This is a genomic window from Candidatus Colwellia aromaticivorans (assembly GCF_003333305.1).
Taxonomy (GTDB): Bacteria; Pseudomonadota; Gammaproteobacteria; order Enterobacterales; family Alteromonadaceae; genus Colwellia; species Colwellia aromaticivorans.
On record NZ_QOLD01000010.1, the window covers coordinates 19,494 to 29,216 of the forward strand.

5 protein-coding genes are annotated in these 9,723 nt (G+C 40.3%); 2 read left to right on the plus strand and 3 right to left on the minus strand.

What is annotated here, in order from left to right; translation table 11 throughout:
• Window positions 1-2: 2 nt before the first annotated feature.
• Entirely contained in the window at window positions 3-2,969 is a 2,967-nt protein-coding gene (locus tag DWA31_RS01400) for a TonB-dependent receptor (RefSeq protein ID WP_114324892.1), read from the minus strand.
• A 161-nt stretch (window positions 2,970-3,130) separates the two neighbouring features.
• Window positions 3,131-5,704, minus strand: coding sequence for a glycoside hydrolase family 16 protein (locus tag DWA31_RS01405; protein ID WP_114324893.1), 2,574 nt, complete (start codon window positions 5,702-5,704; stop codon window positions 3,131-3,133).
• 747 nt (window positions 5,705-6,451) lie between these two features.
• Here DWA31_RS01405 and DWA31_RS01410 point away from each other — a divergent pair.
• Window positions 6,452-8,857: a putative Ig domain-containing protein gene (locus tag DWA31_RS01410; RefSeq protein ID WP_114324894.1), complete on the plus strand. Its 2,406-nt coding sequence runs from the start codon at window positions 6,452-6,454 to the stop codon at window positions 8,855-8,857.
• Between the two features lie 149 nt (window positions 8,858-9,006).
• Entirely contained in the window at window positions 9,007-9,246 is a 240-nt protein-coding gene (locus DWA31_RS01415; protein ID WP_210725521.1) for a LamG domain-containing protein, read from the plus strand.
• 193 nt (window positions 9,247-9,439) lie between these two features.
• On the opposite strand, the gene DWA31_RS17275 is transcribed toward DWA31_RS01415, so the two are convergent.
• Window positions 9,440-9,723 (minus strand): hypothetical protein (locus DWA31_RS17275; protein WP_114324895.1); only part of this gene is annotated, 284 nt, incomplete at its 5' end.

Here is a 9,723-nt window from a genome sequence, read left to right on the forward strand (position 1 = left end):
GTTTACTTAAAGCTATAACGAACACCGAAGGTGTATCTTGGACCATATTGACGAGCAAAAAGAAATTGCTCTTCATAACGGCCGTAGCCTTGTTCTGTTTCATTTGTTAGGTTTAACCCTTCAGCAAATACCGTAAAGTTTTCGTCAATATCATAGTTAATACTCATATCAACTTGACCATACTCTTTAGCAAACTGAGGAGGATTATCAGAAGAGGCTTCATCTTGGCCTACACCAATAAGATACGAGTCTCTCCATGCGTAAGTCACTTTTACTGACAAACCCTCTTTTTCATAAAACACTTGGAAGTTAGCTGAATCACCTAAACCTGTTAACGGAGTTTGTGGTTCTAAGTCTACAATATTGGCAACTTTGGTGATGTCATCCACATCAAACTCTACATCACCGTCTACAAAGGTAGCATTTGCGCCAAAACCAAAACCGGTTTCACCGAAAAAGTGTTGTATAGCAATTTCAATACCGTCAACCGTTTTGTCTTCAGGTGTATTAAATGGCTTACTGATCTTCCAGTCCATCAGTGGATCATCAGAATTAGGCGTAAGGTAACCTTGTGAATTTACAACAGCACCATTTTCTATCATTTTCAAACGAATAGACTCACCGTCTGTAGGCTGCCCTGCTGTAGTAAGGTCGGCTAAAGCTTGCGCATAACGTGGTCCTGCAGCTATATCGCGTATCCCTTCATATTGAGCATCAAATCGCTCAGTACTGATGAAGTTTTTAACATCTTTTTTAAAGTAACCCACCGAAGCATAGCTGCCTTCTGCGTAATAATACTCTAAAGAAAGATCAAGGTTGGTAGACTCAAATGGTTCTAAGCCGGTATCACCTTGACCACCAGTACGCCTTTCCAGCCCTGGGCTTCCACTTAACGATAAACCACCTGCTAAATTGCCTAAAGGCGCACGGGAAATAGTTTTCCCCCAAGATGCACGAGCAACAACGTCATCAGTTAAGTCAACCTTAATATCAATCATAGGTAGAAGGACGTCATATTCACCTGCTTCCTTGTAAAAGTTATTTTCACCCGATTCATATTGCGTGTGCCACTCTGAAGAGTTTAGCCACCAAACATCTGTTGGCAGGTCTTGTAAAACTTCACTTCTTACTTCAGTTTCTTCATAACGTACACCAACATTTACCATAACGGGTAAATCAGCAAGCTCAAATTCAAATAAACCCGATGCATAGATACTGGTAGTATCTTCTTCAACAAATCCTGCTGCTCGAACACTACCATCACGATAAGGGTCTGTACTAAAATAGTCGTCACCTAACGTGTCACTGTTTAAGAAGGCTTCTGAGCGAGCGACCGCCTCGTTAAAATCAAAAGTATAATAGTATCCAGCGCCTATTGGGCTGTCACCATTAGAAAACTCATCTAAAAATCCATTTGTGTTTTGGTACTCAAACATACTATCAGGAAAAGCAGCAGAGTAATTTGAGGCAAATCCGAAGCCGCCAATTAGACCACTCCATGCACTAGAACCACCAATTCTTTGTTCAGTGCGGGCAACACCAAAGTTAACTGACATTAATGGCGATTCTTCAGGATTTTCCCATGAACCATCAATTTGTAGTTGTTCAATTTCAGACTTACCAGGGCTGTGAATAAATTGGCTAAAATGTGAATCCATTTCACTTGGTGCAAGTGTCGTAGTACCGTTGTTCCAGAAGATTGTGCCTTGTGGAATATCACCTTCTCTATAGTCATAATGCTTAGTCGTTAACTGATTTGAACCAAACACTAATGCTCCCGTACCATTCATGCCTTTATCTTTACCATTATCAATTTCATTTTCAGAATTGTGGTAATCGAGTGAAAAACTTAGATCATCCGTTGCTTGCCATGCGATATTAACACCAATTGAGCTTTCATTCGTTTCGGTCGTATTACGATTCGCCGTATAAGAACCATCATCACCCGATAAGTCGGCGAACAACACCGTGCCATTTTCATCTAATTCGTAGGCATTAATTGAGCCACCATAATTATGCCATTGACCCCAACCAAGAGAGTTACTCCCCGTAGTTGATGTACCCATGTTGTAATCAAGTGTCAGTATCACCTCTTCAATTGGTGCGTATTGAAAGGTAACGTTGGCGTTGGTTCTTTCACGTTCTACATTGTTAACCGCGTAAGAAATATCTCGTGGAAAGAATGCACCTGCTGCTGCATTTTCATCACGATTATCAATAACTTTATCCGCATCTAAGTCAGGAAGATCATCATCAGCCTGATACTGCCAACCTTGAATGCCTGCAGCTTGTTGCTGGAAATCTCGCTGTTGATGAGAGAATGATACGGCGAAACCCAAGGTGTCATCGGCGAATGTATTACTGTATAAGCCTGAGAATTCAGGGGTAATATCATCACCTTCTACATTAGACGAGTCATAAATACCTTTTGCTGAGATTACATATTTCTCGCCAGGGCTAGTAAATGGTTTAACCGTCACTATATTTACGGTTGCGCCCAAACCACCACTTGGGTTTGATGCACGCGCTGTTTTATGAACTTCAAGTGCGCTAACACCGTCAGAAGCTACATTCTCTAAACTGTATGAACGAGAATTACCCGTACCTGGCATTTGTCGACCATTAAGGGTAATTAAGTTAAACTCAGGACCAAAACCACGCACGGTAATTTGGCTACCTTCACCATTTGAACGACTAACTGTTACACCCGTAATACGCTGTAATGACTCAGCTAAGTTTGTATCTGGGAATTTACCCATATCTTCAGCAGAAATAACATCCATTACGCCAGACGCTTCTCGTTTTAATGCTGATGAACGGGTTAAACTGCTCATAATTCCTGTGACTTGAATTACTTCTACTTCTTCTTCTGGAGCTTCTTGTGCCCATGAACTCATAGAGGCTGTGGTACCAAGTATCATCGATACTGCCATCGCAGCTCGCGTTTTGCTAAATATTGTATGTTTCATAAGTAACCTTCACATATATTTTTTAAAGTATAATAATGTTTTATTTTTCTTAACATCCTAATTACTCGCCGATTATTAAATTATCGACACGGTAAACCGCTTAGCTATTAACCCTAGATTTAACATTAGCCAGGGTTAATAGATTTCAATCAATAAGCGAGTTACTCAAACCGAACGTTGTCTATTTGCACAATAAAACCGTTTTGAGTGCCCCAAGTTGGGAAGAACGCCAACGGTGTATTTACACCGAATAAATCTAAGGTATCACCACTATGTGCAACCAAGTCTGCTAACGGGATGCTGTATGATGTCCATACCCCTTCTGCCGGCTTAGCAACGGGATAATCGCCTGAGCTACATGGGTTTACACAATCCATTTTGAAGATAAAGTCAGCAGCGCCGTTATCGTTGACGACAAAAACATCAAAGTTAATACTGGTATAACCGCTAACATTGGTTGTGTCATTGCCACTTTGGAAAAAGCCAAGGCCTTCATCGGTGTTAAAGGTAAACTGTTTAACGTTACCGTGATCACCACCTGCGTCAACTTCTTCAACCGTAATATCACCACTAGCCGCCCAATGACCCGCTACAAACTCAGTATCTACTTCATCAAAAACTTCTAAGCTTGATACAGTGCCAGGTGTCGTAAAGCGAACGTTATCTATTTGCACAATAAATCCGTTCTGAGTACCCCAAGTAGGGAAGAATGCTAATGGGGTATTGACACTGAATAAATCTAAGGTATCGCCACTATGTGCAACCAAGTCTGCTAACGGGATGCTGTAAGATGTCCATACCCCTTCAACTGGCTTAGCAACAGGATAATCGCCTGAGCTACATGGGTTTACACAATCCATTTTGAAAATAAAGTCAGCTGCGCCATTATCGTTGACGACAAAGACATCAAACTCAATACTGGTATAAGCACTAACATTGGTAGTATCATTACCACTCTGGAAAAAGCCAAGCCCTTCATCAGTGTTAAAGGTAAACTGTTTAACGTTACCGTGATCACCACCTGCATCAACCTCTTCAACGGTAATATCACCACTAGCCGCCCAATGACCCGCTACAAACTCAGTATCTACTTCATCAAAAACTTCTAAGCTAGCGGCTGCGGTAGGCGCCGTAAAACGAACGTTATCTATTTGCGCAACAAAACCGTTCTGAGCACCCCAAGTAGGGAAGAATGCCAACGGTGTATTGACACTGAATAAATCCAAGGTATCGCCACTATGTGCAACCAAGTCTGCTAACGGGATGCTGTAAGATGTCCATACCCCTTCAGCTGGCTTAGCAACAGGATAATCGCCTGAGCTACATGGGTTTACACAATCCATTTTGAAGATAAAATCAGCTGCGCCATTGTCGTTGACGACAAAGACATCAAACTCAATATTGGTGTAACCACTAACATTGCTTGTATCATTGCCACTTTGGAAATAACCAAGACCTTCATCAGTGTTAAAGGTAAACTGTTTAACGATACCGTGATCACCACCCGCATCAACCTCTTCAATAGTAATATCACCACTAGCAGCCCAATGACCGGCTACAAACTCAGTATCTGCATCACTAAAAACATCCAGATCAGGTAAGCCACCGCCAGGAGTTGCTATTGGAGGATTAGGAGCTTTACCTAATACCAAAGCGCCGTTAGGGTTGTCTTCATCAGCTTCTACATCGTAAGCAGCTCTTACCGTTTCACAGCCTTTACCCGTATCAGTATCAGCCATACATTGGTAAACTCTTACGTAATCAACCTCGAATTTGTTTGTCGCATTAAACGCAGAAGCATCAACACCTAACTCATTAACGTTTTCTGGCCAATCACCACCAACTGCGTAATTAAGGATTAAAAAGAAATCTTTGTCATAGGGAGCAGAATCCCAATGTTTTTCAAGTTTCCCTGTTGCTTGATCAAAGTATTCTGTAAACCAACCTTTATGAGTCATCGCTAAAAGATTGCCTTCATTGTCGTAGCGAAGTTTTGATTGACGTTGTGTTGCATATAAGTAGTCATCCATATACCAACGGATTTCTCCTTCTTGCCACTCTATGGCGTAGGTATGAAAATCATCAGCGGGGTTAGCGCCACTTTCTAGGCTATAAGCTTGCCCAGATTGAGAATTTAAAGGCCAAGCCTTACCATAATGAAGTGTTCCGTAAATATGATTTTCTGCACTACCATCCTCTCTGTCTGCACCTAAATTAACCGATTCAAAAATATCAAGTTCACCAGAAAGTGGCCATGTGCCATATTCAGAATCTGTTGGCATCATCCAAAATGCAGGCCAACTACCTTGCCCTGAAGGAGCTTTTGCGCGCATTTCTATACGACCATATTTAAAGTCGGCTTTATATTGAGTGGTTATTCGTGCTGATGTGTAAGGTAAAATGGCGCCTGCTTCAGCAGGTAAAGCAACAATACTTAATATGCCGTCTGACACATAAGAGTTTTCTGCATTATCGGTGTAACATTGTTTCTCTACGTTACCACCGGCGTTACAGTCAATTTCATGAGTCCAGTTTTGGCTGTTTATTGTGCTGCCATCAAACTCATCACTCCACACCATTTTCCAATCTGAAACTGGTTGTGTAGGATCAACACTATTCGACTTAGTTTCGGTTGCTGCATCACCGCCACACCCAACAAGGCCTAACGTTACCGCTAGCCCCATTATTGTTGCCAAGCCTCGTGTTTTAAATTTAACACTGTTTTTAATTTTCATATTTCCCCCTAGAGATATCCAAATCCGGTATTTATAATCATCTTTTTACTAATTGTGCGTTGCTTTTAAATGAAAAAAACAACATTAATAAACGTGAATATAAATACAATCGTAAATAAAATAATGTTATTAACTGAATAAAGTTTTATCACAATGATTTACTAATTAGCATTGAAATACGGTCAAGCGGGATAACGAGAAGCTGAAATGGACAAAACAGGGTAAACCGACCTTTTTGATGATTTTTTTAGTCTTTTTCCATCGTGCCTTTACCAGAACTTTGCATTGTAAAGCTTTAGCACGAAAGTATAGCATTAGCCCAGATTCACTAATGATTTTAGTTGATCTGTTGAGAAAAGTAAAAGTATGAGTCGTCGAGGGAATTTGGCGAACAATAGCCCAATGTAAAAATTCTCTAGCAGTTTAAAACATAATAGATAGCAACAACGGGTTATCACTCATTCATTAAAACTGAAAGTGCAGTTTGATAAATTACTGTGCATATCTGATGTAAATTTAATAGAAGTCCATTTGAACATTAAATTAAGGACGACTCATCGAATTCTCATTGCTTGTAGCACTTATTGATGTATGTTGATTCTAGCCTTTTCACGGTTAGTTTCAGTTCAACTTAACTAGAAACACTACGTAAGAAAAGAATATAAGAAGCACACTTGAGCGTTTAATTATGCCAGTAAGCGTTTCCATATAGTTACTGAAAAATCAAAAAGTTTAATGGGGAAATAAATGAAAAATTTAAATAACAACATTATGTTCAAGAAAAACCTGATTGTACTAAGTTTAGGCTTAGTTCTTAGTGCATGTGGTTCAGATTCAAACCCAACTCCAGATCCAGATCCGGTAGTAAATACAGCGCCAGTAATTTCAAGTACTGCTGGTAATACAGTTGAAGCAGGTTCTCTTTATTCTTATACACTTGTTTCAAGTGACGCTGATGGCGATGCTTTAACATTATCAGCGACGACTAAACCTTCATGGTTAACATTCGACGCTACTACTGGCATATTGTCTGGTACACCTGCTGAGGCGGGCTCGCATGACGTAACTTTAACCGTAAGTGACGGTACGGTTCAAGTACCGCAATCTTTTACCATTACAGTAACGGTTGCTACACCAGTAAATAATGCGGCTGTAATCACTAGTTCAGGTGTTACCAGTGCTACGGTGGATGCTGCTTATACCTATACGCTAACAGCAACTGATGCTGACAGTGATACCCTAACCATGTCGGCTACCACTAAACCAGCTTGGTTAGATTTTGATGCGGTAACTGGAATTTTATCAGGTACACCAGCGGTAAGTGATGAAGGCGATCATGCTGTTGTTTTAGCGGTAACTGACGGTACGGATCAAGTACCGCAATCTTTTACCATTACAGTAACGGTTGCTACACCAGTAAATAATGCGGCTGTAATCACTAGTTCAGGTGTTACCAGTGCTACGGTGGATGCTGCTTATACCTATACGCTAACAGCAACTGATGCTGACAGTGATACCCTAACCATGTCGGCTGATATTCCAGCGGCACTAGGTTGGTTAACTTTTACTGCGTCAACAGGTGTTTTAACTGGTACACCAATTTCTGATGATATAGCTGCGACAGCAATAACCCTAACGGTTAATGACGGCACAGTAGATACCACGCAAACATTTACTATTACGGTAGCAGAAGAAGCTGCAGGGCCTACTACTGCTTTAGTTGTTTTTGAAGACGTGGACAACCCTGATTGGCCATTATGGGGTGATAGCGCTGCGACAACTACGATTATTACTGATGCTGATGCTACTTATGGTGAAGTTGCAAATTTTGTGATTACTGGTAATACCGTTGCTGGTTTTAATAATCGTGATGCAGCCGGTGCTGCTTTCGATATCCCAGCAGGTACTACGACTTTTGAATTTGACCTTAAAATGACCAAGCAACCAGATGCTGGTGTGGTAGATTGGAAGGTAAAACTTGAAGGCTCTACCGAAGGTGATGGAACTGAAGTTATTTTCACCACCAGTAATGAAGGACAAGCACCAGTATTAGATACTTGGATGCACTATACCTTTAATGTTGGTAACTTCAACGTAACAGACATAGATTTAGTGATGATATTCCCTGATTGGAGTACTGGTACCGGCGCTGAGTATAATGTTGATAATGTAATGTTTAATGTTACACCTGCTGACGAAACTCGCACTCCAGGTGAATCAGGCGATGCTGCAACTACAACAACCGCACTGGGTATTGATTTTGAAGGGCCACAACTAACTTGGGGATCATTTGATACAGCCCCAGTGCAGTATGTTGATAACCCTAAAACTGACGGTATCAACACTTCCACTACCGCTGCTTTATTCGATATTCATCAAGGCGATGGCGAGTGGGTGGGTGCAACAACCGAAGGTATTGCTAATTTTGCTTTAGACACATCAAACTGTGTTATTAAACTTGATGTTTACAAAGACACCCTTAGCGAAGTTCATGTGAAATTCGAAAAATGGAATGGCGATGGCTGGGGCTCTCATGGCTCAATAGGTGTTGCTAATACCGTAGTAAATCAATGGGAGACATTAACGGTTGATTTCTGTCACATGATTGGTATGCCTGAAAATGATGATATTGGCGGCTTTACTGTCTTTCCTGATAAAACAGCTGCTAGAGCTCAAAATACATTGAACTACGTTGATAACATTATGTTCACAGCTCAAGGTGATGTAGAACAACCAGTTGGTGGTGATCTAGTATTGAATGGTGGTTTCGATGATGGTGTCGCTAATTGGGATATGGGTGGTGCTGTTATCGACGAAGCCGGCAATAGCGTTTTTGAAGCTACAGTTGCTGCACCCGGTCAAGTTTGGGAAGTAAACTTAAGCCAAAAGATGACGCTTGTAGCAGGCCAAGCTTATACGTTTACGTTTAAAGCGAAAGCAGCGGTTGCTCGTACGATTGTTGCAGGTCTTGGTTTTTACCATGATCCATGGACAGCGACTACAGAAAATGTAGCATTAACAACTGACTGGGTTACTTATACATATACTATGACACCTGAAGCTGGTGATGATAATAGTCGAGTATTGTTTGATATGGGTGGAGAAGCAGGTAATGTCTACCTCGACGACATCAGTGTTATAGCAGTGCAATAAATCGGTGCTAATTTACAGTTGAGTTTAACTCACTGACTTAAAATGCCTTTAAACAACCTGTTTAAAGGCATTTTTTTTACCCCGTGAAGTGACATCAGCCTCACCCTACTCAATATGATTGTTTTATTAGGTAAATGAGAATAAATTTTATGAAAAAATTAAATGTATTAGCAAATATAGTTGTTGGGCTAGTTATTGTATTAATGAGCAACATCACCTTATTCTTTATTGCTCAAGCAAAAGAGCCCAGTGGTGAAGAAAGTAACAGTAATTCATGGCAACTGGTTTGGTCAGATGAATTTGACGGTAACTCTATTGATGCAAATAAATGGAGCCATATGGTCGATTGTGATACTAACGAAGAAAAGATTATAGGAAAACAGAGATAAATAGCGAATTTTGTGAAATTGTGCAGAATTAAGTGATTCAGTATTTGAAAGAGTGTTTCAAATACTGAAAATGAAACTAGTGTTATTTTGAATGGCCAAGTTAACTGGATTAGTCTTAGATCTTACAAACTAAATAATTGAGCTTTATCAAAACTGACAGCTTGGTGCGCATCAATGTCATTAACTTAAGGAATTAACACATACGTTTGTAGCTCATAGGGTATTTTTTGGGTACAAAGGTTCGTTCTTTTCTAACAAACTTTCTGTTTGGACGAATAGCACTCAAGCTCTTCAATATTTTACTCATCAACAACTCATATAGCTGACACTTTGCTAACTTCATTGTGAATCGTACAATATTGTCTTTGAGTTGATTCAACGCAAAGGTGAAGTTTATCTTATAATTATAAATCCTGTTGTTTTTAGTGTTATCAAGTTTTTGTTTTGCATCGTGAATTGCACAAGCCGTAATGTTTT

Coding starts and splice junctions, on each gene's coding strand:
- DWA31_RS01400 (WP_114324892.1), bottom strand. CDS start 2,969: ATGAAACATACAATATTTAGCAAAACGCGAGCTGCGATGGCAGTATCG.
- DWA31_RS01405 (WP_114324893.1), bottom strand. CDS start 5,704: ATGAAAATTAAAAACAGTGTTAAATTTAAAACACGAGGCTTGGCAACA.
- DWA31_RS01410 (WP_114324894.1), top strand. CDS start 6,452: ATGAAAAATTTAAATAACAACATTATGTTCAAGAAAAACCTGATTGTA.
- DWA31_RS01415 (WP_210725521.1), top strand. CDS start 9,007: ATGAAAAAATTAAATGTATTAGCAAATATAGTTGTTGGGCTAGTTATT.